Annotated in this window: 21 protein-coding genes and 3 pseudogenes; 11 read left to right on the forward strand and 13 right to left on the reverse strand. The window is 75.3% G+C overall.

What is annotated here, in order from left to right; genetic code table 11:
* Positions 1-133 precede the first annotated feature (133 nt).
* On the forward strand, positions 134-1,531 hold the full coding sequence (locus ACFWMZ_RS02080; protein WP_383199147.1) for a nucleobase:cation symporter-2 family protein: 1,398 nt from the start codon (positions 134-136) through the stop codon (positions 1,529-1,531).
* Here ACFWMZ_RS02080 and ACFWMZ_RS02085 read toward each other — a convergent pair.
* Positions 1,460-1,801: an ArsR/SmtB family transcription factor gene (locus ACFWMZ_RS02085; protein ID WP_383170799.1), complete on the reverse strand. Its 342-nt coding sequence runs from the start codon at positions 1,799-1,801 to the stop codon at positions 1,460-1,462. The two genes, ACFWMZ_RS02080 and ACFWMZ_RS02085, sit on opposite strands and share 72 nt — an antisense overlap.
* 158 nt (positions 1,802-1,959) lie before the next feature.
* Here ACFWMZ_RS02085 and ACFWMZ_RS02090 point away from each other — a divergent pair, with 158 nt between their 5' ends.
* Positions 1,960-3,036 (forward strand): NADH:flavin oxidoreductase/NADH oxidase, encoded by a 1,077-nt coding sequence (locus ACFWMZ_RS02090; protein WP_383199149.1) that lies wholly within the window; start codon positions 1,960-1,962, stop codon positions 3,034-3,036.
* A 34-nt stretch (positions 3,037-3,070) separates the two neighbouring features.
* Here ACFWMZ_RS02090 and ACFWMZ_RS02095 read toward each other — a convergent pair whose 3' ends face one another.
* Positions 3,071-4,399: a hypothetical protein gene (locus ACFWMZ_RS02095; protein WP_383199151.1), complete on the reverse strand. Its 1,329-nt coding sequence runs from the start codon at positions 4,397-4,399 to the stop codon at positions 3,071-3,073.
* A gap of 282 nt (positions 4,400-4,681) precedes the next feature.
* Here ACFWMZ_RS02095 and ACFWMZ_RS02100 point away from each other — a divergent pair, with 282 nt between their 5' ends.
* Positions 4,682-5,767, forward strand: coding sequence for a WD40/YVTN/BNR-like repeat-containing protein (locus tag ACFWMZ_RS02100; RefSeq protein ID WP_383199153.1), 1,086 nt, complete (start codon positions 4,682-4,684; stop codon positions 5,765-5,767).
* A 7-nt stretch (positions 5,768-5,774) separates the two neighbouring features.
* Here ACFWMZ_RS02100 and ACFWMZ_RS02105 read toward each other — a convergent pair.
* Positions 5,775-5,963 (reverse strand): annotated as a pseudogene (locus ACFWMZ_RS02105) (LuxR C-terminal-related transcriptional regulator); the annotation flags it as partial.
* Between the two features lie 249 nt (positions 5,964-6,212).
* Positions 6,213-6,890, reverse strand: coding sequence for a uracil-DNA glycosylase (locus ACFWMZ_RS02110; RefSeq protein ID WP_383170788.1), 678 nt, complete (start codon positions 6,888-6,890; stop codon positions 6,213-6,215).
* Between the two features lie 132 nt (positions 6,891-7,022).
* On the opposite strand from ACFWMZ_RS02110, the gene ACFWMZ_RS02115 reads away from it, so the two are divergent.
* A complete protein-coding gene (locus ACFWMZ_RS02115; protein WP_383170786.1) occupies positions 7,023-8,066 on the forward strand; it encodes an N-acetylglucosamine kinase in 1,044 nt (347 codons plus the stop codon).
* Between the two features lie 228 nt (positions 8,067-8,294).
* Positions 8,295-9,218: a sirohydrochlorin chelatase gene (locus ACFWMZ_RS02120; protein WP_383170783.1), complete on the forward strand. Its 924-nt coding sequence runs from the start codon at positions 8,295-8,297 to the stop codon at positions 9,216-9,218.
* A gap of 64 nt (positions 9,219-9,282) precedes the next feature.
* Here the strand turns inward: ACFWMZ_RS02120 and ACFWMZ_RS02125 are convergent, their stop codons facing one another.
* Positions 9,283-10,317 (reverse strand): lactonase family protein, encoded by a 1,035-nt coding sequence (locus ACFWMZ_RS02125; protein ID WP_383199155.1) that lies wholly within the window; start codon positions 10,315-10,317, stop codon positions 9,283-9,285.
* Between the two features lie 390 nt (positions 10,318-10,707).
* Here ACFWMZ_RS02125 and ACFWMZ_RS02130 point away from each other — a divergent pair.
* Positions 10,708-11,040, forward strand: a pseudogene (locus ACFWMZ_RS02130) (DUF1345 domain-containing protein); the annotation flags it as partial.
* Positions 11,041-11,088: 48 nt separating this feature from the next.
* Here the strand turns inward: ACFWMZ_RS02130 and ACFWMZ_RS02135 are convergent.
* Positions 11,089-12,579 (reverse strand): FUSC family protein, encoded by a 1,491-nt coding sequence (locus ACFWMZ_RS02135; RefSeq protein ID WP_383171121.1) that lies wholly within the window; start codon positions 12,577-12,579, stop codon positions 11,089-11,091.
* Positions 12,580-12,894: 315 nt separating this feature from the next.
* Between ACFWMZ_RS02135 and ACFWMZ_RS02140 the strand changes: the two genes are divergently transcribed.
* Together ACFWMZ_RS02140 and ACFWMZ_RS02145 are read left to right on the forward strand one after the other, a co-directional pair.
* On the forward strand, positions 12,895-13,374 hold the full coding sequence (locus ACFWMZ_RS02140; protein ID WP_383170778.1) for an Lrp/AsnC family transcriptional regulator: 480 nt from the start codon (positions 12,895-12,897) through the stop codon (positions 13,372-13,374).
* Positions 13,375-13,415: 41 nt separating this feature from the next.
* Positions 13,416-14,114: an HAD family hydrolase gene (locus ACFWMZ_RS02145; RefSeq protein ID WP_383170775.1), complete on the forward strand. Its 699-nt coding sequence runs from the start codon at positions 13,416-13,418 to the stop codon at positions 14,112-14,114.
* A 54-nt stretch (positions 14,115-14,168) separates the two neighbouring features.
* On the opposite strand, the gene ACFWMZ_RS02150 is transcribed toward ACFWMZ_RS02145, so the two are convergent.
* On the reverse strand, positions 14,169-14,729 hold the full coding sequence (locus tag ACFWMZ_RS02150) for a sugar O-acetyltransferase (RefSeq protein WP_383171118.1): 561 nt from the start codon (positions 14,727-14,729) through the stop codon (positions 14,169-14,171).
* A gap of 325 nt (positions 14,730-15,054) precedes the next feature.
* On the opposite strand from ACFWMZ_RS02150, the gene msrA reads away from it, so the two are divergent.
* Positions 15,055-15,570, forward strand: a complete 516-nt coding sequence (gene msrA / locus ACFWMZ_RS02155) for a peptide-methionine (S)-S-oxide reductase MsrA (protein WP_383170772.1) — start codon at positions 15,055-15,057, stop codon at positions 15,568-15,570.
* A 112-nt stretch (positions 15,571-15,682) separates the two neighbouring features.
* Here msrA and ACFWMZ_RS02160 read toward each other — a convergent pair whose 3' ends face one another.
* Genes ACFWMZ_RS02160 through ACFWMZ_RS02170 form a run of 3 tightly spaced genes read right to left on the reverse strand, consistent with a single transcriptional unit; the run spans position 15,683 to position 17,935 of the window.
* Positions 15,683-16,543, reverse strand: coding sequence for a biotin-dependent carboxyltransferase family protein (locus ACFWMZ_RS02160; protein WP_383199157.1), 861 nt, complete (start codon positions 16,541-16,543; stop codon positions 15,683-15,685).
* Positions 16,540-17,154, reverse strand: a complete 615-nt coding sequence (locus ACFWMZ_RS02165) for an allophanate hydrolase subunit 1 (protein ID WP_383170766.1) — start codon at positions 17,152-17,154, stop codon at positions 16,540-16,542. The genes ACFWMZ_RS02160 and ACFWMZ_RS02165 overlap by 4 nt, the downstream gene beginning before the upstream one ends.
* A gap of 1 nt (position 17,155) precedes the next feature.
* Positions 17,156-17,935 carry a LamB/YcsF family protein gene (locus ACFWMZ_RS02170; RefSeq protein WP_383170764.1) on the reverse strand — a complete coding sequence of 260 codons (780 nt, stop codon included), beginning with the start codon at positions 17,933-17,935 and terminating at the stop codon, positions 17,156-17,158.
* 174 nt (positions 17,936-18,109) lie between these two features.
* Here ACFWMZ_RS02170 and ACFWMZ_RS02175 point away from each other — a divergent pair.
* Positions 18,110-18,364 (forward strand): annotated as a pseudogene (locus ACFWMZ_RS02175) (GntR family transcriptional regulator); the annotation flags it as partial.
* A 435-nt stretch (positions 18,365-18,799) separates the two neighbouring features.
* Complete coding sequence (locus tag ACFWMZ_RS02180; RefSeq protein WP_383170761.1) at positions 18,800-19,267, forward strand: hypothetical protein; 468 nt, start codon at positions 18,800-18,802, stop codon at positions 19,265-19,267.
* Positions 19,268-19,346: 79 nt separating this feature from the next.
* Here the strand turns inward: ACFWMZ_RS02180 and ACFWMZ_RS02185 are convergent, their stop codons facing one another.
* From ACFWMZ_RS02185 to ACFWMZ_RS02195, 3 genes are all read right to left on the reverse strand, one after another.
* Positions 19,347-20,243, reverse strand: coding sequence for a sucrase ferredoxin (locus ACFWMZ_RS02185; protein ID WP_383170759.1), 897 nt, complete (start codon positions 20,241-20,243; stop codon positions 19,347-19,349).
* Entirely contained in the window at positions 20,236-21,459 is a 1,224-nt protein-coding gene (locus ACFWMZ_RS02190) for a cupin domain-containing protein (protein WP_383170756.1), read from the reverse strand. Before ACFWMZ_RS02190 ends, ACFWMZ_RS02185 begins: the two co-directional genes overlap by 8 nt.
* The coding region (locus ACFWMZ_RS02195; protein ID WP_383199159.1) for a hypothetical protein at positions 21,456-21,720 on the reverse strand (265 nt) is incomplete at its 5' end. The genes ACFWMZ_RS02195 and ACFWMZ_RS02190, both read right to left, overlap by 4 nt.

Consider the following 21,720-nt stretch of genomic DNA (forward strand, 5'->3'; position numbering starts at 1 on the left):
GCGCCGGGCAGCGGCCGTTCGCGGGACCGGCGGGCGCGACATACAGCGGCAACAGCGGCGTAATCGACGGAACGCGCAAGGCACCTAGCGTCTCGGGCAGCTTCTTTCCCCGCCGCTCGCGCTTGGAGTGCCCATGGCAACCTCGGCAACCGTCCATCCCGTCGACGAGGTACCACCTGTCGCCCAGCTCGGCGCCTTCGGCCTCCAGCACGTGCTCGCGATGTACGCGGGCGCGGTGGCGGTCCCGCTGATCGTCGGCGGGGCGATGGGGCTGTCCGCCGCGGACCTCGCGTACCTGATCACGGCCGACCTGTTGATGTGCGGAGTAGCCACGCTCATCCAGTGCGTCGGCTTCTGGCGGTTCGGCATCCGGCTGCCGATCATGCAGGGGTGCACCTTCGCCGCGGTCTCCCCGATGGTGATGATCGGCACCGGCGGCGGAGGGCTGCCCGCGATCTACGGATCGGTGATCGTCTCCGGGGTGGCGATGATCCTGCTCGCCCCGGCCTTCGGGAAGCTGCTCCGGTTCTTCCCGCCGCTGGTGACCGGCACGGTGATCCTCATCATCGGCCTCTCCCTGATGCCGGTCGCGGGCGACTGGGTGGCCGGAGGCGCCGGCGCCGAGGACTTCGGCCGGCCCGCCTACATCGCGCTGGCCGCCTTCGTCCTGGTCGTGGTGGTGGCCACGCAGCGATTCGGTCCGCCGCTGCTGAGCCGGATCGCGGTACTGGTCGGCATCGCGGCCGGGGTGGCCGTGGCGGTGCCGCTCGGCTTCACGGACTTCAGCGGCGTCGGGCAGGCCGACTGGGTCGGCGTCAGCACCCCGTTCCACTTCGGCCTGCCGACCTTCGAGACGGGCGCGGTCGTCTCGATGCTGATCGTGGCGCTGGTCTGCATGACGGAGACCTCCGGCGACTTCATCGCGGTCGGGGAGATGACCGGGCGGAAGGTGGACCCGAGGGGGCTGGCGGACGGTCTGCGGGCCGACGGCCTCTCCACCGTCCTGGGCGGCGTCTTCAACACCTTCCCCTACACGGCCTTCGCCCAGAACGTCGGGCTGGTCGGGATGACCCGGGTCCGCAGCCGCTGGGTGGTGGCCGCAGCGGGCGGCATGCTCGTCCTGCTCGGCCTGCTGCCGAAGCTCGGCGCGGTGGTCGCGGCGATTCCGGCGCCGGTGCTCGGCGGCGCCGGGCTGGTGATGTTCGGCACCGTGGCCGCCAGCGGCCTGCGCACCCTGGCGCAGGTGGAGTTCCGGGACAACCACAACCTGACGGTGGTCGCGATCTCGGTGGCCGTGGGGCTGCTGCCGGTCGGGGTGCCCACGGTCTACGACCAGTTCCCCGACTGGTTCCAGACGGTCATGCACAGCGGCATCAGCGCCGGCTGCGTCACGGCGATCGTGCTCAACCTGCTCTTCAACCACCTGCCGGGGGGCCGGAACGGCGCCGCGCCCGAGGCGTCAGCTCCCGTGGGCCTGGCGGGCGGCCCCGGCGAGGACACTGTCGAGCAGGCCGGGGAAAAGCAGGTCTAGGTCGTCCCTGCGCAACGCGTTGAGCTTGGCGGTCCCCCGGTAGGTCTGGCGGAGGACGCCGCTCTCCCTGAGCACGCGGAAGTGGTGTGTGCTGGTCGACTTGGTGACCGGAAGCTGCAGCTCCGTACAGGACTGCTCGGTGTCACCGGCGTCCAGCGCGCACACCACCCGCAGCCGCATCGGGTCGGCCAGGGCGTGCAGGACCTCCTCCAGGCGAATGCGGTCGCGAGGAGGGTGGGCGAGGGTGCGGGGACTCTCGGCGGTGGTCATGTCGGTCGTCCTTCATGGCTGGCTCGGTGCTCGGCGATCCCCCGGTCCGGAGGGCACGGGCTCTGCATTGTACGAGGAGAGTCGTAGTTTGACATCCGACGTACTACGACGTCTATCGTACCGACATCGTTCGGTCCCGTGACGCGATGGAGTTCGCCATGCCTTCCCTGTTCGAACCGCTCACCCTGCGGTCACTGACCATCCCGAACCGCGTCTGGATGGCGCCCATGTGCCAGTACTCGGCCCCGGCGACCGGCCCCACCGCGGGCCGGCCCACCGACTGGCACCTCCAGCACTACGGCGCCCGGGCCGCGGGCGGCGCGGGGCTGATCCTGCTGGAGGCGACCGCCGTGGCGCCCGAGGGCCGGATCAGCCCGTGGGACCTCGGCCTGTGGAACGACGGGCAGACGGCGGCACTGCGTCGGATCACCTCGTTCCTCACCTCGCAGGGGACGGTTCCCGCGATCCAGCTCGCCCACGCGGGCCGGAAGGCGTCCTGCGACGCGCCCTGGCGCGGCGGCAAGGCCCTCTCCCCCTCCGACGGCGGCTGGCAGCCGGTCGGGCCCAGCCCGGTGCCCTTCGACGCCTCCAGCCCCGTCCCGCACGAGCTGACGGTGGACGAGATCCACGCCGTGACCGGACAGTTCGCCGAGGCCGCGCGCCGGGCGCTCGCCGCCGGCTTCGAGGTGGTCGAGATCCACGGCGCCCACGGCTACCTGATCGGCGAGTTCCTCTCGCCGCACAGCAACCACCGCACCGACGCGTACGGTGGGTCGTTCGAGAACCGGGCGCGGTTCGCCCTGGAGGTCGTCGACGCCGTACGGGCCGTGTGGCCCGAGGACAAGCCGCTCCTCTTCCGCATCTCCGCCACCGACTGGCTGGAGGAGGGCGGCTGGACCGCGGACGACACCGTCCGCCTCGCCCCGCTCCTCAAGGAGCGCGGCGTCGACCTGCTCGACGCCTCCACCGGCGGCAACGCGGCCGGGGTGACCATCCCGGTGGGCCCCGGCTACCAGGTGCCCTTCGCCGCCCGCGTCCGCAACGAGACCGGGCTGCCGTCCGCCGCCGTGGGTCTGCTCACCGACCCGGAGCAGGCCGCCAAGGTGCTGGCCAACGGGGAGGCGGACGCCGTCCTCCTCGGCCGCGAGCTGCTGCGCGACGCCCACTGGCCCCGCCGGGCAGCCCGCGAGCTCGGCGGGACGGTGCGGGTGCCGCAGCAGTACGGCCGCAGCTGACCCCGCCCGGCAGCCGTACGCGCGGGGGGCGCCGTCAGCGACTGGGTTCCGTCCTGCGGCAGGCGGCCTTGCGGAGCGGCGGGTGCCCGGCAGCGACCCGTACCGGAGGCCCGGGAACAGGGCGCGGCCCACGCCCCTGTCCGGGGCCGGGGCGCTCCCGGCCCGGCCGGCTCTCCGGCGCCGTCGGCTTTGGCCTGGGGGCGGGGCGGGGCGCCGGGGAGGCGGGCGCGGGGCACGCCGGCTCGCTGCCGCGGCCGACCAGGTCGGCCAGGAGCTGGGCCTTGAGGGCGCCCCGGACGTCGGAGGTGAGGCGGGCCGGATCCAGGTGGCCCGGCTCGCTCTCGTAGGCGCGGAGCTCCTCGCGGATACGGACGTACGCCTCCGGGTGGGCCTCGGCGAGGCGGAGCCGCGCGTACTCGCCGGCCTCCCGCCGGGCGGTGTTGACCGGGTCGGCCCGCTCGCGGCGGACGATCTCCGCCATCAGGGTGCGGACGGTCCGGTCGCAGTCCAGGCGGCGCTGCTGGACGGCGCAGAAGAACCGCCGGGCGTTGATGATCTGCATCGCCTCCTGGCGGGGCAGCTCGGCGAGATCGACGGGGAGCCGGCCGAGGGCGGTGGCGGAGGAGGCGCGGGCGGGCCCGACGGTCAGGTCGCAGAGCCGGTCGAGCTGAGCGTGCCAGCGGCGGAGGACCAGGGGGTGGCGGAGCAGGATGTTCCTGGCGTTCTGCTCGCGCACGTCGTCGGCGACGGCGGCCCGGAAGGAGTCGTCGGAGAGCTCCAGCAGGGCGGTCACCTCGGGGCCCGCCGTGACCTGGAGGCAGCCTTGGGCGACGGCCTGCTCGATCGAGTCGAAGACGTCCCTGGAGGCGGAGCCGCGCCGCAGCGGCGGGATGCCCAGCTCCGCGACACGGGCGGTGAAGAGGGCCGCGTACTCCTCGGGGAGCGCCTTGCTCAGCCAGCTCAGGGCGGTGGCGCGGGCGGTGAGCAGGCGGCCGCGCTCCAGCCGCTCCCGGTCCTGGCGGCGGTACTCGGCGGCGACGCAGCGGGCTTCGTGGAGGCGGACGCGGACCTGGCGGAGCTGGCCTTCGACGCGTCGCAGCCGCGGATCGCCGAGGAGGGTCATCCGCTCGGCGGAGACCTGGAGCTCCCCCTCGGCCCAGACCAGCGCGTCGGCCCAGTCCAGGTGCCACTCCAGGCCGTCCAGCAGCCGGCGGACGGGGGCGGGCAGGCGGCGGGTGGCGTCGGCCACGGCCGCGGTGACGAGATTGCCGAAGTCCTCCTCGAACCGCTTCACCAGCACGTCGGTGGGCAGCCGCGCCACATCGCGCAGCCGCAGCATCCGCTCCGAATCGGTCGACCTCATGACGGCCGCCCCCTCTCCGCACTCATACGACTACTCACCGTAGCCGATCAGATGAACAGCTCGGCTCCGACGCGGCGATTCGGCCAGAGGAGGGCTTGATCCAGACCTTGGCGCCGGCGGGACCGCGGCCGTCCGGAGGGCGCCCCCCGGCGCCGCGACCCGATGCCTACGCGCCGACCGGGTGGGGGAAACCGCTGGTCGACGGCGCCCTGCGGGGGATTGTCGGTGGGCGGGCGCAGACTGGGCCCTGTTCGGGACGACGAGGTCGCGGAGGTGCCGGGGATGTCCGAGGTTCTGCTGGCGGTAGGGACGCGCAAGGGGCTGTTTCTGGGGCGGCGGCGCGCCGCGTCCTGGGAGTTCGACGGCCCGCACTTCACCGGAGAGGCGGTGTACGCCGTGGGGCTGGACACCCGGGGGCCGGTGCCGCGGGTGCTGGTGGGGGCGGACAGCGCGCACTGGGGCCCGTCGGTCTTCCGCTCCGACGACCTGGGCGCGAGCTGGCAGGAACCGGCCTCCCCCACGGTGCGCTTCCCCAAGGGGACGGGAGCCTCCCTGGAGCGGCTCTGGCAGCTCCAGCCGGCCGGTCCTGAGGCACCGGGTGTGGTGTACGCGGGCGCGGAGCCCGCCGCGCTGTTCGTCTCCCGGGACGGCGGCGACGCCTTCGAGCTGGTCCGCCCGCTCTGGGAACACCCGACGCGGTCCCGCTGGGAGCCGGGCGGCGGTGGCGAGGGGCTGCACACCGTGGTGACGGACCCGCGGGACGCCGACGCGCTCACGGTCGCGGTCTCGGCCGCCGGGGTCTTCCGCAGCCGCGACGGCGGCGCGAGCTGGGCCCCGTCCAACGAGGGGGTGTCGGCGGTCTTCCTCCCCGACCAGCACCCGGAGTTCGGCCAGTGCGTGCACAAGATCGCCCGGGACGCGGCCGACCCGGACCGGCTCTACCTCCAGAACCACTGGGGCGTCTACCGCAGCGACGACGCGGGCGCCCACTGGTCGGACATCGGCGCGGGCCTCCCCTCGGACTTCGGCTTCACCGTGCTCGCCCACCCGTCCCGCGCCGACACCGCGTACGTCTTCCCGATCACCGCCGACAGCGACCGGGTCCCGGCGGAGCACCGGTGCCGGCTCTTCCGTACCACCGACGGCGGCGGCCACTGGGAGCCACTGGCCTCGGGCCTCCCCCAGGAGGACCACTACGGCACCGTGCTGCGCGACGCCCTGTGCACCGACGGCGCGGACCCGGCGGGCCTCTATTTCGGCAACCGCAACGGCGAGTTGTACGCGAGCGCGGACGACGGCGAGAGTTGGCGGCAGCTGGCGGCCCACCTGCCGGACGTGCTGTGCGTGCGGGCGGGGGTGGTGGGGTGAGGCGGGGTCAGGACTCCAGGTACCGCAGCACCGCGAGGACGCGCCGGCTGTAGCCGGTGGTCGGCGACAGCTCCAGCTTGTCGAGAACCGGCTGGAGGCTCTTCTCCACCGAACTCACCGACAGGTGGAGCCTGCGCGCGATGGCCGCGTTGGTGCGCCCCTCCGCCACCGCCTCCAGCACGTTGCTCTCCCGGGGCCCGGGGCTCCCATCGCCTCCACGAGGCCGGTGGCCCAGCCCGCGACACCGCCCGCGGGTTCCTGGGCGAGGGGGAGAGTGACGTGGTCCATCCGATGGCCCCCTGGCTCGGCGGAAGGCGGCACCCGACCGGTGCCGCACCGTACCGGGAACGCCAGGAAGCGCGGCGCGGCGGCGGTACGCGGTTCGCCGTCGGGCCGGATGGGGTGTTCCGTAATGTGCCGGGTCCGATGCGGACCCGCGCCCCGCCTACGGCAGCCGCCAGTCCACCGGTTCCGCTCCCTGCTGGGCGAGGAAGTCGTTGGTGCGGCTGAAGGGGCGGGAGCCGAAGAAGCCGCGGTCGGCGGAGCGGGGGGACGGGTGGACCGACTCGATGACCGGGTAGCGGCTGAGGAAGGGGCGCAGGCTGCGGGCGTCCTGGCCCCAGAGGATCGACACCAGCGGCTTGCCGCGCTCGGCCAGGGCGCGGATCGCCTGCTCGGTGACCTCTTCCCAGCCCTTGCCGCGGTGCGAGCCGGGCGAGCCCGGACGGGTCGTCAGGGCCCTGTTGAGCAGCAGGACGCCCTGGCCGGTCCACGGGGAGAGGTCGCCGTTGGACGGCTGCGGCAGGGCCAGGTCGCTCTGGAGCTCCTGGAAGATGTTGATCAGGCTGGGCGGGAGTCTGCGGACCTCCGGGGCCACCGCGAAGCTCAGTCCGATCGGCATGCCCGGGGTCGGGTAGGGGTCCTGCCCGACGATCAGGACGCGTACCTCGTCGAACGGCTGCTGGAAGGCGCGCAGGACGTGCGGGCCCGCGGGCAGGTAGGTGCGGCCCGCGCCGATCTCCGCGCGGAGGAACTCCCCCATCGCGGCGACGCGTCCGGCCACCGGTTCGAGGGCCTTCGCCCAGCCCGCTTCCACCAATTCATGCAAAGGTCGTGGTGCCACGGGGGGACTCTAGCGACAATCGGTCCGGCACCCCGCACCGAGCCGTCCCGCCAGGACGCGAGCGGCCCCGCGGGGCTACCCTTCGTGCCGTCGCAGTCGACCGACCGGTCCCAGGAGAGAGAAGGGGAACCGTTGCGCCCGGTGAACACCCCGCGTACACACAGCACTTGCGTCCGCGCCGGGACGGTGCTGGGCGTCGACTCGGGCGGCTCGGGCCTCCGCGCGGCGCTCGCCCCGGCGGGTGCGCCGCAGGACGCGGTGACCGTCACCGGCTCGCACCCGGTGCGGACCTCGGCGGGCGGCATCGACGCCGGTCACTTCATGGAGCTGCTGCTGCCGCTGGTACGGGAGTTGCGTGAGCGGGTGCCCGACGGCGACGAGCCGCCGGTGGCCGTCGCCGTCGGAGCGGCCGGGATGGCGACCCTCGGCGACGACCTGCGGGCCGGTCTGCCCGAGGCGCTGGCGGCGTACGGCGTGCGTGGACCGCTCGCGCTGGCCGCCGACGCCGTGACCGCGTACACCGGCGCCCTGGGGGTGCGGCCCGGGGCGGTGGTCGCGGTCGGCACCGGGATGATCGCGCTCGGCACGGATCTGCGGGGGTGGCGGCGGGCGGACGGCTGGGGGCATCTGCTGGGGGACAGCGGCGGCGGGGCGTGGCTCGGCCGGGCCGGTCTGGAGGCGGCCTTCCGGGCCTTCGACGGACGGGCGGGCGGCTCCAAGGCGCTGCTGGCCAGGGCGGAGGAGCGGTTCGGACCGCTGCCGGGGCTTCCGGCCCAGCTCTACCCGCGACCGGACCGGGCGGCGGTGCTGGCGTCGTTCGCGCCGGACGTGGCCCGCTGCGCGCGGAAGGGCGACGGGCGGGCGGCGGCGCTGCTGGTGGAGGCGGCAAGCCACATCGTGGACGCCGTCGAGGCGGTGCTCCCCGACCGGGAAGGCGGCGAGGTCGCGTTCACGGGCGGGCTCTTCCGGCTGGGCGAACCGCTGACGGTGCCGGTGGGCGAGGAACTGGCGCGCAGGCTGCCGGGGGCCCGGGTGGTGCCCGCCGCGGGTGATCCGCTGCACGGGGCCGTGGTGCTCGCCTCGGCCCTGGCGTCGGGGACGCCGGGGCTGCCCGCGGACGGGCGGCTGCTGTGGTGCTCCGTGGGGGCTCCCGGCGGAGATCCGGTGGACGTCTGAGGCGGGTCCGGTGGCGCCCCACCCCTCGGTGGCGTTCAGCTCACCCGGAGTTGTCACCCGGGAGCCGGACAACAGGGCCACGCGGTCGCAGAGTTCACCACATCGGTGCACACAGTCCCAAAAACGGCACCTGGGCCGGGAACTTGGATCGGATAAATGCGGACGGATACCGCACAGCCGCCCCCTCCCCGAACAGGGGCTGACCGGAAACCAGTAGCATGCGGCGCCATGAGCTCCCCCACTGGGCCCGCTTCCGGCCTGCCTGTACGAATGCCGCGACCCCGCCAGTCCGGTCGGCACCGCCGCCCGGAACCCGTGGTGGCTCCCGAGGGCGCGCCCGCCCTCGTTCTCGCCGTCCCCGGGGTCCCCGGCGCACCCACCCGCAGCCTCGCCGAGGAGGTCGTGAGCATCGCCCGCTCCGAGCTTCCCGGCCTGGATGCCCGCATCGGTTTCCTGGAGGGCGACGACGAGGAGTTCCCGGCCTTGCAGTCGGTGCTCGCGCACGCCGCGGAGGAGCGCGTCGCCCGCGTCCAGCAGGCCCGCGCCGCCGGTCTCGACGTCGCCGACCCGGACGGCCCCGCCGCCGTGGTCGTGCCGCTGCTGGCCGGTCCGGACAGCGCCCTGGTGCGCCGCATCCGGCAGGCCGTGATCGACAGCAGGGCGCCGGTCGAGCTGACCGACGTGCTGGGCCCGCACCCGCTGCTCGCCGAGGCGCTGCACGTGCGGCTCTCCGAGGCCGGGCTGGCCCGGGCGGACCGGGCGCGCCTGTTCACCGTGGCGACCGCGGCCGACGGCATCATCCTGGCCACGGTCGGCGGCGACGAGGCGGTGCAGGCGGCCGGGATCACCGGCATGCTGCTCGCCGCGCGGCTGGCGGTGCCGGTGATGGCGGCGGCACTCGACGAGGAGGGCGCCATCGCGGCCACCGCCGAGCAGCTCCGCTCCTCGGGCTCCGCGCAGCTCGCCCTTGCGCCGTACCTGATCGGTCCCGAGCTGGGCGAGGGGCTGCTCGACCTCGCGGCGAAGGAGGCGGAGTGCGCCTCCGCCGAGGCGCTGGGCGCGTACCCGGCGATCGGCAAGCTCGCGCTCGCGCAGTACACGACGGCGCTCGGCATCACCCCGCAGCCGGCCACGGGGGTCCCGGCTCACTGAGGCGGCCGGCTCATGGTTCGGGCCCGCTCCCCTGACGGGGGGCGGGCCCGAAGCCGTTTCCGGGTCAGCCGAAGAGGACGCAGGAGGCGGCCGGGGCGGGGACGGAGCCCGCGAGGCTCGGGGCGCCGGAGTCGGGGTCGACGGTGAACCAGGCGACGTCGCCGGAGCGTTCGTTGGCGGCGTAGAGCAGGCCCCGCGGGGAGAGGACCAGGTCACGGGGCCAGTGGCCGCCGCAGGGGACGGTGGTGAGCAGCCGCGCCGAGTCGCCGGCCGCGTCGAGGGCGAGGACGGAGATGACGTCCTCGCCGCGGGTGGCGGTCCACAGGAAGCGGCCGTCGGGCGAGACGACCACTTCGGAGGGGTAGGCATCGGCGGCGGGCGCGCCGGGGAGGACGCCCGTCTCGCCGAGGGGGCGCAGGTCCCCGCTGTCGGCGTCCCAGCGGCAGAGGGTCACGGTGGGCGCCAGTTCGTTGAGGACGTAGAGGTGGCCGCCGTCGGGGTGGAAGGCCAGGTGGCGGGGGCCGGAGCCCGGGCGCAGCGCGATCTCGCGGTGCAGGGTCAGCATGCCGTCGCGCAGCGCGTGCACGCGGACGGAGTCGGTGCCGAGGTCGACCGCGACCAGCCAGCGGCCGCCGGGGTCGGGGACGACCTGGTGGACATGGGGTCCCTGCTGGCGCTGCGGGTGGGGGCCGCAGCCGTGGTGGTTGAGGACGTGGGCGGCGGCCGCGGGGGTGCCGTCGGCGCGCAGCGGCAGGACGGAGACGCTGCCCGAGCCGTAGTTGGCGGTGTAGACGCGGCCGCCGTGCGCGCTGAGATGGGTGGGGCCCTCGGCCGCGACCGGGGCGGGCGGCGCGAGGAGCCGGGCCGTGTCGCCCGTCGGGTCGAAGGCGGCGACGGCGCCGTCGGCCGTCTCGCTGACCGCGTAGAGGAGGTCGCCGCCGGGGCCGAACGCCAGGTACGAGGGGTCGGGCACCTCGGCGGTGGCGCCGAGGACGGTGAGGCCGCCGTCGGCGTCGACGGCGGCGGTGACGAGGCCGGCGCCGCCCGCCGCCGTGAACGATCCGATGTACGCCCGGCCGGTCTGCGTTCCGCCACCCACTGGTTTGTCCCCTCTCAGCAGTTGGCGCGCCGGGTTGGCGCGCGCCCGCGACGTTAGCAGGTCTAGACCACGGCGCCAGGGGGACGCCACGGTCTCGGTCCGGTTCTCGCCCCTCTTGGCCGGGGAGCGGCACTGATGGCCTCAAGCGCCGGCCGGGCCGGGGGTCAGCCGGGGACCTGTCGCTGATGACCTCAGTCGCCGCACGGGCCGGGTCGCCCGGGGCTCGGTCGCCGATGACCTCACGCGCCGGCTGACCGGGTCGCCTGAGGGTCGGTCGCCGATGACCTCACACGCCGGGCAGGACGGGATTCGACCGGGGCCGGTCACTGGCGGCCTCGCGGCCGGACTGGCTGAGGTCCGACCGGGAGCCGGTCGCTCACGGCCTCAGAGACCGGCCGGAGCCACGCCGCGGCGGCGACCGCGCTCGGCGGTGTCTTCATGGCCTGGGCGGCGGTACACCTGATGTACGCCACCCGGTACGGCTACCTGTACTACCGGGGCCCTCAGGGCGGCATCGACTTCAACTCGCAGAACCCGCCGGCGTACCGCGACTTCCTGTACTTCAGCTACAACCTCGGCATGACCTACCAGGTCTCCGACACCAACGTCTCGAACACCACGATCCGCTCCGTGGTGCTGCGGCACTGCCTGCTGTCGTACCTCTTCGGGACCGGCATCCTGGCCACCGCCATCAACCTGGTCATCGGCATCGTCGGCAGGTGACCCGCACTCCTCCCGTCCGGTGCGCCGGATGCGCGGGCCGCCCGGCCGTCACCCCGCGGCGAGGACGGGGCGGCGGGTGCCCCGGAGGGGCTCGGCCAGTTCCGCGAGCGCCCGCTCCAGGCCGTGCAGGTGGGCGAGGGCCGGCTCGTCGCCGAGGGGGCGAGGGGACCTGACGGGCCCGGACCGGGTGGTCCCGTCCACGGTGAGGGCCTGGACGGCGGCCTCCACCCGGACGCAGGCCACGGTGAGCCGGTCGGTGCGCGAGCTCTCCGGGTCGGCGGCGACGGAGGCGAGGCCGCGCACCTCGCGGGCGCAGGCGTCGAGCAGCGCGAGCACCCGGCGGGCCCGGGCCTTGCGGTGGCCGAGCGGGCTCAGCGGGTGGACGAGGGGGGCGACCGAGACGCGTACACGCTCCAGGAGTGCCTCCAGTTCGGCGACGCGCCGGGCGGGGTCGGCGGCCGGGGAGCCCGCGAGCCGGTCGGCCGCCTCGACGGCGCAGAGGTGGACGCAGTGCAGCGCCCGCCGGATCCAGGCGTCGGTCGTGGCGTGGGTGGTCACGGGCAGGACGAGGAGCACCGCCAGTGCCGCGCCGACGGCCCCGGCCAGGGTCTCCACGAGCCGCAGCGCCAGCAGGTCTGAGTCGACGGTGCCGAGCATGCCGTAGAGGACGCCGACCAGCACGGTGACGAAGAAGATCATCCAACTGTAGGAGACGGCGGCCACGTAGAAGATCCCGGCGACGCAGAGGGCCACCAGGACGGCGGCCGCCGCCGGGTCGCCGTGGAGCGGGATGGCGATGCCGAGTCCGGCGACGACGCCCGCGGCCGTGCCGAGGACCCGCCGGAAGCCGCGGACCAGCGTCTCGCCGCGCGAGGCGGTGTTGACGAAGATCCACCACACGGTGCCGACCGCCCAGTACCAGCGCTCGTGGGAGAGCGCCTGGCCGGCGGCGAGCGCGAAGGCGCAGGCGGCGGTGGCCTGCGCGGCCTGGCGCGTCGTCGGGCGGCCGGTGCCGCGGCCGCCGAGCGGGGCGGGGGCGGGCCGGGGCGCGGGCAGGCGCCGCTCGTAGCACCAGAGGCCGAAGCGGACCGCCGAGGAGGTGAGCAGGGCCAGGGCGATCGCGGCGTAGAGCTGCGGGAGCCGGTCCGGGACCGCGTGCAGGAACTGGGCCAGGAAGAAGCTCATGAAGGCGAAGATGCCCAGGGCGTTGCCGCGCGGGCCCCACCTGCGGGCGTAGACGCCGAGGCCGACCACGGCGAGGAAGGCGGCGTCGCGGATCAGCGGCCGGTCGTGGAGCAGGACGGCCAGCGCCAGTACCGGAAAGCCCACGGCGGGCAGCAGCGCCGTGGTGAGGGCCTGGCCGCGCACGGTCGGGTCGGCGACGGTGAAGAGGGCGAGGAGCGCGGCGAGCCCTCCGGCGACGGCCATGGTCAGCGAGGCTCCGGCCGTCCCGGAGGCGGTGGCCGCCAGTCCGATGCCGAGCACCGCCCGCCCCGCGCTGCGCAGCCTCAGCAGCCCCGGGTCGGGGGCGGCGAACATCCTGGCCGCCACCCGCCCGAGCGGACCCGGCACGCCGAGTCCCCTGCCGCTCCCCCGGCCTGCGCCGTTCTCCCTCTGCTCCACCGTGTGCGTCCACCCCTGTCCGTGGCGCCGCGCCCGAAGCGCCGGTCCGCCCTGGCACCGAAAAGGCGCCGCTGGTCCGGTCCGGCACCCTCGCCGTCCCGGCACGCTGCGGCGCCAGTAGTGCACCCAGAGAAGCATCCCGGCGGGCAGTGGCTCAACCGGAGTCGCGAGGACTGGGCCATTGGTACAGTCCGTACGCGCAGAGCCGTACCACGAGGAGGCCAACGGACCATGGCGGTCGACGAGCTGGACACCCGCATCCTGACGCTCCTGCTGGAGCAGCCCCGGACCAGCGTGCGGGAGTACGCGCGCCTGCTCGGCGTGGCCCGGGGCACCCTCCAGGCCCGGCTGGACCGGATGGAGCGGGACGGGGTGATCACCGGTACCGGCCCTTCGCTCTCCCCGGCGGCGCTCGGCCACCCGGTGCTCGCCTTCGTTCACATCGAGGTGACGCAGGGCCATCTCGACGACGTCGGGGATGCCCTGGCGGCGGTTCCGGAGATCATCGAGGCGTTCTCGATCACCGGTGGCGGGGACCTGCTCACCCGGGTCGCCGCCCGGGACAACGGCCATCTGGAGGACGTGATCCAGCAGCTCATCAACCTTCCCGGGGTGGTGCGGACCCGGACCGAGGTGGCACTGCGGGAGCGGGTGGCGCACCGGGTGCTGCCGCTGGTCGCCTCGGTGGGGCGCGGCGCGGGGCGCGGGTAGCGGCGAGGGGCGCCCGGACCTGTTTCTGCCATGCTGGGGCCATGGTGAACGAGACCGAGGCCGCGACCCCGGCGGTCGTCTTCGACCTGGACGGCACACTGGTCGACAGCGAGCCGAACTACTTCGAGGCGAGCCGGGCCCTGCTGGAGACGCACGGGGTGCCCGGCTTCACCTGGGCCGACCACGAGCGGTACATCGGCGTCAGCACCCGCGAGACGCTCGCCGACTGGCGGCAGGTGTACGGGCTCAGCGCCTCCCTGGACTCCCTAATGGAGGAGTTGGACGACCGCTATCTGGCGCTGGCGCGGGCCCACACGCCCGTCTTCGAGCAGATGTCGCTCCTCGCGGAGCTGCTGCACGAGGCGGGAGTGCCGATGGCGGTGGCCTCCGGTTCGTCCGGGGCCGCGATCACCGCCGTCCTCACCGGCACGGGCCTCGACGACCTGCTCGGCCCCGCCGTCTCCGCCGAAGAGGTCCCCCGCGGAAAGCCCGCCCCCGACATCTTCCTGGAGGCCGCACGCCGGCTGGGCGCGGCCCCCGTGGACTGCGTCGTGATCGAGGACGCCGAACCGGGGGTGGCGGCGGCCCTCGCGGCCCGCATGCGGTGCGTGGCCGTCCCCTCGGTCCCGGCCGCCGCCGACGACCCGGTCCTCTCCTCGGCGGGGCTGCTCTTCCCCGAGGGCCAGCCCTCGTTCCGCGCCGCGGAGACGTTCGACTGGATCATGCGGGTCCCCGCCTGATCGCCGACCGGGCCGGAAAGGGCCCGGCCGGCGCTTGAGGACGCCCCGGAGGGTTCAGGGAGCGGGCGGCGCTTCGGCGAAGGGGATCTCCCGCACGATCCGCGCGGGGTTCCCGACGGCCACCACGTTGGGCGGCAGGTCCTTGATGACGACGGCCCCGGCTCCTACCACGGTGTTCTCCCCGATGGTCACCCCGGGACAGACGATGACGCCTCCGCCGAGCCATACGTTGTCCCCGATGGTGATCGGCTCCGCCGCCTCCCACTTGGCCCGGCGCGCGACCGGGTCGATCGGATGCGTCGGCGTCAGCAGCTGGACGTGCGGCCCGAACTGCACGTCCTCCCCGATGGTGATCGGCGCGACGTCGAGGAAGACCGCCCCGAAGTTGACGAAGGTGCCGCGCCCGATGGTGATGTGGGTGCCGTAGTCGACCCGCAGCGGCGGCCGTACGTCCACGTCCTCGCCGACGCTGCCGAGCAGCTCGACGAGGAGGGTCCGGCGGGCCTCGGGGTCGTCGGACGGCGAGGCGTTGAACCGTTCGCTGATCCTCGCCGAGCGGGCGGCGTCGGCCTGGATCTCGGGGTCGTCGGCTCGGTACAGCTCACCGGCGAGCATGCGTTCTTTCTGACTGGCCACTACGGTCCCTTCGCTGTGACAGTGACAGGCCCACTCTGCCCTCTGCCGGGTGCCCGGGGGCACTGCCGAGGGGCGACCGGGCGTGCCGGTCCACCGGGACGGGCGCGGGCTCCCTCCCCGCGCCACGCGAACCGGCGCCCGAAGCGGGTGCCCGGGGCTCCGGCACCGCCCGGCCGGACCTGCCCGGACGAGTGCCCTCGTTCCGGGAATGGCCGCACCACCTGGATCGTTGTCCCAGCAGAGAGGCCCTGGGCGCCAGGAAGGCGGCCGGGCGCATGTCGATGCCAGTCGGGAGCAACAGCGTATGGATACCGGAACGCAGAAGGCCGTACTCGCCGGAGGCTGCTTCTGGGGCATGCAGGACCTCGTCAGGAAGCAGCCGGGGGTCGTGTCGACACGGGTCGGCTACTCCGGCGGGGAGACGCCGAACGCCACGTACCGCGATCACGGCGACCACGCCGAGGCGATCGAGATCGTCTACGACCCGGCGCGCACCAGCTACCGCGACCTGCTGGAGTTCTTCTTCCAGGTGCACGATCCGACCACCCGCGACCGGCAGGGCAACGACGTCGGCCGCAGCTACCGCTCGGCGATCTACTACGCCGACGAGGAGCAGCTGCGTACGGCGCGCGACACCATCGCCGACGTGGAGGCGAGCGGACTGTGGCCGGGGCCGGTGGTGACCGAGGTCGAGCCGCTGGGCGACTTCTGGCAGGCCGAGCCGGAGCACCAGGACTACCTGGAGCGCTACCCGAACGGCTACACCTGCCACTTCCCCCGGCCGAACTGGAAGCTGCCGCGCCGTGCGGAGACCGTCTGACCCCGCACTTGCCTGATCTGAGAGGGCCGGGGCCCCGGAAGGGGTCCCGGCCCTCCGGTCCAGGGCGGCGCGGGGTGGCGTCGGAGGGCGGCCGGCCGCCGCGGTCCAGGCCTCACCGCGCCAGGCGGAACCTCAGCCTCTGCCCCGGTCTGACCTGGGCGGCGAGATCCATGTCGGCGCGGAGGACGACGGCGATCACCGGGTAGCCGCCGGTCACCGGATGGTCGGCCAGGAACAGCACGGGCCGGCCGCCGGGGGGCACCTGGAGGGCGCCGGGGACCACGCCCTCGCTGGGCAGCTCCCCGCCGACGGCGCGTTCCAGACCCGGCCCGTCGAGGCGCATCCCCACCCGGTCGCTGGCCGACCCCGCCACCCAGGGCTCCGACAGCAGGCTCCGCACCGCGCCCGGGGTGAACCAGTCGTCGCGCGGCCCCAGCACGACGCGCAGCCCCACCTCCCCGCCGGAGGGGACGCGCACCGGCGCCAGATCGACGCGCGGGAAGCCGGCGGGCACGGACCCGGCCGGAAGTACGTCACCGACGGCGAGCGGGCCCGGCCCCAGGGCGGCGAGCACGTCGCGGGAGCGCGACCCCAGCACCTCCGGCACGGCGATCCCGCCGCGCACCGCGAGGTAACTCCGCAGCCCCACCGGGGGCGTTCCCAGCTCCAGCCGGTCGCCCTCGGGAAGGTGGATCACCGAGTGCGGGGCGCCGTGGGTGAGAGGTGCCGGGGCGCCGGTCACCGCGACGGTCACCGGCCGCAGCGCCCGGACGGCCAGGCCGCCGAGGGTCGCCTCGACCGCGGCCGCGCCCTCAGGGTTGCCGACGAGCCGGTTGGCCAGGCGCAGGGCCGTGCGGTCCGCCGCGCCCGAGGCGCCCACGCCCATGGAGGCGAGCCCGGGCCTTCCCAGGTCCTGCACGGTGGCCAGGGGTCCGGTGGCCAGGACCTCCAGCGCGTCCCAGGTCCGTGTCACGCTCCTCCCACCTCCTCGAAGCGCACCCGCACGCCGGGCCGCAGCAGGGCCGGGGGCGTGCGGTCCTCGCGCCACATCTCCCGCTCCGTCCGGCCGATGAGCTGCCAGCCACCCGGCGAGGGGCGCGGGTAGACGCCGCTGAACTCACCGGCCAGGCCCACCGCCCCGGCCGGGACGCGGGTGCGCGACTCGGCGCGCCTGGGCACGGTCAACTCCGGTGGCCCGCCGGTCAGATAGCCGAAGCCGGGCGCGAACCCGCCGAAGGCGACCGTCCAGACGGCGCCGGTGTGCAGCCTCACGACCTCCCTGACCGACAGCCCGGTCACCTCCGCGACCTGCGGCAGGTCCGCTCCGTCGTAGGCCACCGGGATCCGGACGACCTCGCCCGCCCGGCTCCGCGCATCGCCCGACTCGGCGCCGCGTACGGCCTGTTCGACGCGGGCCGGGTCCGCTCCGGGGGCCAGCCGCAGCAGTACCGTACGGGCCGCCGGGACGAGGTCGTCGACGCCTGGCGGCGGTCGGTCCGCCAGCGCGCGGTAGAGCGCCATCGCCTCGTCGAGCGAGCCGGCCTCGACCAGGACCCCTTGGTCGGCGCAGGGCAGGAACCGCACCTCAGCGACCCTCTTCCGTGAAGGCGCGCAGCGCGATCCCCTCGGCCGCCAGCCGCTCCCGGACGGCCAGCGCGACGTCCACCGCGCCCGGGGTGTCGCCGTGCACGCAGAGCGAGTCGGCGTGGACGGTGAGCGGTGTGCCGTCGGCGGCGGCGACGGGTTCGCCGCGCGCCATCCGGACGCACCGGTCGGCGATCTCCCGCGCGTCGTGCAGCACCGCGCCCCGCTCCCGGCGCGGGACCAGCGTCCCGAGCGGGGTGTACGCGCGGTCGGCGAACGCCTCGCGGTAGACGCGGAGTCCGGCCTTCTCGGCCAGCGTCAGCCAGCGCGATCCGGGCAGGCCGAGCACGGCGCACTCCGGGTCCCAGGCGCGTACCGCCGCGACGACGGCGGCGGCCTGTTCCTCGTGGTGGACGATCGCGTTGTAGAGCGCTCCGTGCGGCTTGACGTACCGCACCCGGGTGCCGGAGGCGCGGGCCAGTCCGTCGAGGGCGCCGATCTGGTAGAGCACGTCGTCGGCGAGTTCGCCGGGCGGCACGTCGATGAAGCGCCGCCCGAATCCGGCGAGGTCGCGGTAGCCGACCTGGGCACCCACCGCGACGCGTCCGGAGGCCGCCTGGCGGCAGGCCCGGCGGATGACGGTGGGGTCGCCCGCGTGGAAGCCGCAGGCCACGTTGGCGCTGGTCACCACGGTCAGCAGGGCGTCGTCGTCGCCGAGTTCCCAGCGTCCGAAGCCCTCGGCGAGGTCGGCGTTGAGGTCGATGCGGATGAGGATCACCACTTCCGGTCCGAGGCGACGAGCGGGGCGGCGGGGGCGGCGGCTTCTGGCAGCCCGCGCGGGGGCCCAGTCCACCACAGGTCGGCGCCGCCGCCCCTCGGCACCGCCGCCGGGGCGTGCTGCCGCCGCGCGCTCCGGTGACCCGCCGTGTTCACCTGGGCGTGCCGCCATCGGCGGGTGCACCACCCGAATGATCAGGCGCCCGGCGCCCCCGTGCGCGACGGCATCGAGGAGCAAGGCCGCGTCCCCAAGTACTACGCGGTCAAGGCACGGCTCTCCGCCCTCGTCGACACCCTGGACGAAGGCGAGGTGATGCCCACCCAGCGGGAGTTGGCGCTGCGCGACCTCCTCCTGGAGGGGCGGCTGCGCCGGCAGGGCCGGGGCACCGTCGGCGCTGGGCCCAAGCTGGAGCAGCCGCTGTCGCCGGCCGCCGGCGGGTCCTGCGCGAGGGCGGCCTGGTCCGGCAGGAGTCGGCCGGCCGCGAGTACACCCCCGCGCTGCGCCGGGACGGCCTGGAGCAGCGCTCCTCGGGCTCCTGGACGCCGTCCTGCGGGTCGCGCGCGTACCCGCTCCGCGGTGGGCGGGTGGCGTCGTCCTCGCACGTGAGCCGCCCTGGGGCCGGCGGGCTCCGGGGCGGCCGACGGGCGCGGCCTCAGGCCGTCCGGGGCGCGAGCCCGCCGGACGGTCGCCCGGGCGCCACGGCGGGCGGACGGACTGTCCGTGGCCGAAGAAGTCGGCCGGGTCCCACTTCGACCTGGCTCCGGCCCGGACTCCGACCTCCGCCGCGCGTGCGCGAGTCTTCGCGCGTCCCAGTCGCCGCACAGCGCCAGGTTTCGGAGATACCGGCGACCGGGAACCGACTGGTGCATGATGCGAAACCTGGTCCGAGGCGCCGTCGCCGGCGCTGCCGGTACGACCGTGCTGAACGCCGTCACCTATGCCGACATGGCCTGGCGGGGAAGGGGTTCCAGCGGGGCGCCGGCCCAGGTCGTGGAACGGCTCGCCGAGGACGCGGGAGAGCCGGTCCCCGGCTCGGGCGACACCCGGGACAACCGCCTCACCGGCCTCGGCGCCCTCTCCGGCATCGCCGTCGGCTGCGGCACGGGCGTGGCCGTGGCCCTGCTGCGGGGCGCGGGCGTCCGGATGCCGTGGTGGCTGGGCGGCGTGGTCACCGCCGCCCTCGCGATGGCCGCCACGGACCTGCCCCTGGCCGCCACCCGGGTGAGCGACCCGCGGACCTGGTCCGCCACGGACTGGGCCTCGGACGCCGTGCCGCACCTCGCCTACGGACTCGTGACGTACGCCGTGGCGGCCTCCGGGGAGGGCCGGACGTAGCCTCGCGGCGCGGAAGCCCGGGCCTCGCGCCCGCGGGGCTTCACCGAGCCGTCGCCGGCCCCTCGGCCGGCCCCGCCCTTCAGCCCCAGCGCAGCGAAGTGACCTCGTGGACGACGGCCGAGCTCCTCGCCACGCCCCGGCAGGTGAGCTGGCGCGGGGGTGTGCGCGAGGAGCGCACCTCGACGTCGACGGCCGCCGGGTGGGGCGGGCGGCCGAGGAGGCGGACGCGCCAGTGGTCGCCGAGGCGGACCGTCTCGGCCACCGTGTAGTCGTGGCGGCCGGCCGGGCCGAAGTGCCGGAGCACGGCGGCCAGGGCCACCTGCTGGGGCGGGACGAGGTCCGTGTAGCCGCGCAGGTGCCCGGCGTGGACGCGGCCGGCCAGGTGCTCCTCGACAACGTATACGGACGAGGCGGCGTCGAGGCCGCCGTAGTAGACGCCGTCGGGCAGGACGACCACGTTGGCGGCGAACCGGTCGCCGCCGACGTGCGTGGACTCCCACACCAGCTCCGGCCGGCGCTCGCTCAGGGCACGCCCCACGGGCCGGCCGCGCACGGCACAGCAGGTGTCGTGGAGGCCGTGGGCGCAGACGAGGACGACGGGCGGAAGGCCCAGCTCCCCGGGGGCACCCAGCGCCCCGACGATTCCCGCCAGTTCCTCGTCCCGGCTCCAGGTGCCCCACTGCTGGCGGTGGGCGCCGGAGGCCGCGTACCGCAGGACGGCCCAGCGCCGCGGGCCGCCGAGGGTGCGGCGGCCGTGGCGTCTGATGAGGAGTATGCGGGCCTTCACCGCCTGGGCGGCGGAGTGGACGAGGGCCTTGGTGCCCGGATCCAGGTCGAGTCCGTCGAAGCCGTTGGGGGGCCAGCCGCCCCGGTACTCGATGAGGACCCAGACCAGGCCGTACGGCGCGGTGCCCGCGATCGGGTCACCGCGGCGCCGGGCGGCGTCGGCGCAGAAGAAGCGGGGCGGTTCAGTCACCGCGGCGGGCTCGCTCGTCGTCGGGGACCAGGACGCCCGCGCGCAGCAGTCTCGCGGCCAGGGGGACGCCCAGTTCACCGGCGGGCCGGGCCGCGCCGTCGAGCAGACGGGCCACGTGGGGCAGTTCGTCCTCCGGGAAGTCGAGCCAGCCGACCCGCGTGGTCAGGCGCGCCCCCTCCAGCCGTGGTGCGAGCGCCGCGCGGAGCCGGACCGGCGTCTCGGGGCCGAGGGCGCCGACGGCGGCGAGCTGGGCCAGCGGCCCGAGCGGTGCCGGGCGCGCCTGCCCGCGCCGGGCGCGGTGGAAGAGCGGCGCGGCGTCGGCCCGCTCGACGGCGGCGGCGAGGCGTTCGCGGACCAGACCGGCCTCGTCGCCCGGCCCGTCCACCCCCAGCGGCAGCGTGCCGCGCATCCCGGGGTCCTCGCGCAGCTCCGCCAGCGCCGCCTGCGCGAGCTGTTCGGCCAGCGCGTACCGCGTCCAGGGGTGGATTCCCAGCGTCAGGTGGACGGAGACCTCGCCCTGCGCCCGGGCGGCGTGGAGCCAGCCGCGCGGCAGGTAGAGGACGTCGCCGGGGGCGAGCACGGTGTCGAGGTACGGCTCTCCCCCGGCGGCCTCGGCGACGGCGGAGCGGCGGTCGGTCCAGGGCTGGTCGCGGAGCGGGTCGGGGTGGACGGGGCGGTGGACGACCCAGCGTTTGGTGCCCTCGATCTGGAGGACGAAGACGTCGTGCACGTCGTAGTGGGCGTCGAACCCGCGGTTCTGCGGCGGGGTGACGTAGGCATTGGCCTGTACCGGGTGCCCCAGTTCCGTGCTCAGCGCGGCGCAGAGCTCCGCGACCGGGTCCCAGGTGCGGTGGAGGGCCTGCAGGACGAGGGTGGCGCCGTCGGCGAACTCGCGCCACAGGGCGGTGTCGTCGAGCTGGTCGGAGATGGCGGCGCCCACGCCGGCGGGCGAGGTGAAGGAGGCGTCGGGGAGCGTGGCGCCGTTCTTGGCGACGCGGAGGAAGGGCGTACGCAGTCCGCGGCGCGCGACGAGTTCGTCGACGGCGCCGGCGGAGAACAGGTCGGAGAAGTCACTGGCCCGGCGGGTGAGGAGTGCGGTGCGCGCCCAGACGTCGCGGGCGAACTCCTCACGGGCCAGGCGGGTCAGACGCGTCTCCAGGACCCCGGTGCCTGGGGTCGCGCCGGGGTCCTGGGGTGCGGTCCGGAGGGTGGTCAACCGCGCTTGCCGGGGTCGTCGGCGCTGCCGTCGGCACCGCCGTCGTGGACACCGGGCGTCCCGGCCGCACCGCCGTCGGCCGGGCCTTCCGCGCCGCCGTCCGCACCGCCGTCATGGACACCGGGCGTACCCACGGCGCCACCGTCCGCGGGACCTTCGGCACCGCCGTCCGCACCACCGTCGTGCACGCCAGGCGTACCGGCCGCACCACCGTCCGCGGGACCTTCCGCACCACCGTCCGCACCACCGTCGTGCACGCCA

Origin of the sequence: Streptomyces sp. NPDC058373 (assembly GCF_042723275.1) — a bacterium.
Taxonomy (GTDB): domain Bacteria; phylum Actinomycetota; class Actinomycetes; order Streptomycetales; family Streptomycetaceae; genus Streptomyces.

Bases quoted from the DNA above. Each gene is read 5' to 3' on its own strand.
- ACFWMZ_RS02080 (WP_383199147.1), top strand. From the start codon at position 134: ATGGCAACCTCGGCAACCGTCCATCCCGTCGACGAGGTACCACCTGTC.
- ACFWMZ_RS02085 (WP_383170799.1), bottom strand. From the start codon at position 1,801: ATGACCACCGCCGAGAGTCCCCGCACCCTCGCCCACCCTCCTCGCGAC.
- ACFWMZ_RS02090 (WP_383199149.1), top strand. From the start codon at position 1,960: ATGCCTTCCCTGTTCGAACCGCTCACCCTGCGGTCACTGACCATCCCG.
- ACFWMZ_RS02095 (WP_383199151.1), bottom strand. From the start codon at position 4,399: ATGAGGTCGACCGATTCGGAGCGGATGCTGCGGCTGCGCGATGTGGCG.
- ACFWMZ_RS02100 (WP_383199153.1), top strand. From the start codon at position 4,682: ATGTCCGAGGTTCTGCTGGCGGTAGGGACGCGCAAGGGGCTGTTTCTG.
- ACFWMZ_RS02120 (WP_383170783.1), top strand. From the start codon at position 8,295: ATGAGCTCCCCCACTGGGCCCGCTTCCGGCCTGCCTGTACGAATGCCG.
- ACFWMZ_RS02135 (WP_383171121.1), bottom strand. From the start codon at position 12,579: ATGTTCGCCGCCCCCGACCCGGGGCTGCTGAGGCTGCGCAGCGCGGGG.
- ACFWMZ_RS02140 (WP_383170778.1), top strand. From the start codon at position 12,895: ATGGCGGTCGACGAGCTGGACACCCGCATCCTGACGCTCCTGCTGGAG.
- ACFWMZ_RS02145 (WP_383170775.1), top strand. From the start codon at position 13,416: ATGGTGAACGAGACCGAGGCCGCGACCCCGGCGGTCGTCTTCGACCTG.
- ACFWMZ_RS02150 (WP_383171118.1), bottom strand. From the start codon at position 14,729: ATGCTCGCCGGTGAGCTGTACCGAGCCGACGACCCCGAGATCCAGGCC.
- msrA (WP_383170772.1), top strand. From the start codon at position 15,055: ATGGATACCGGAACGCAGAAGGCCGTACTCGCCGGAGGCTGCTTCTGG.
- ACFWMZ_RS02180 (WP_383170761.1), top strand. From the start codon at position 18,800: ATGATGCGAAACCTGGTCCGAGGCGCCGTCGCCGGCGCTGCCGGTACG.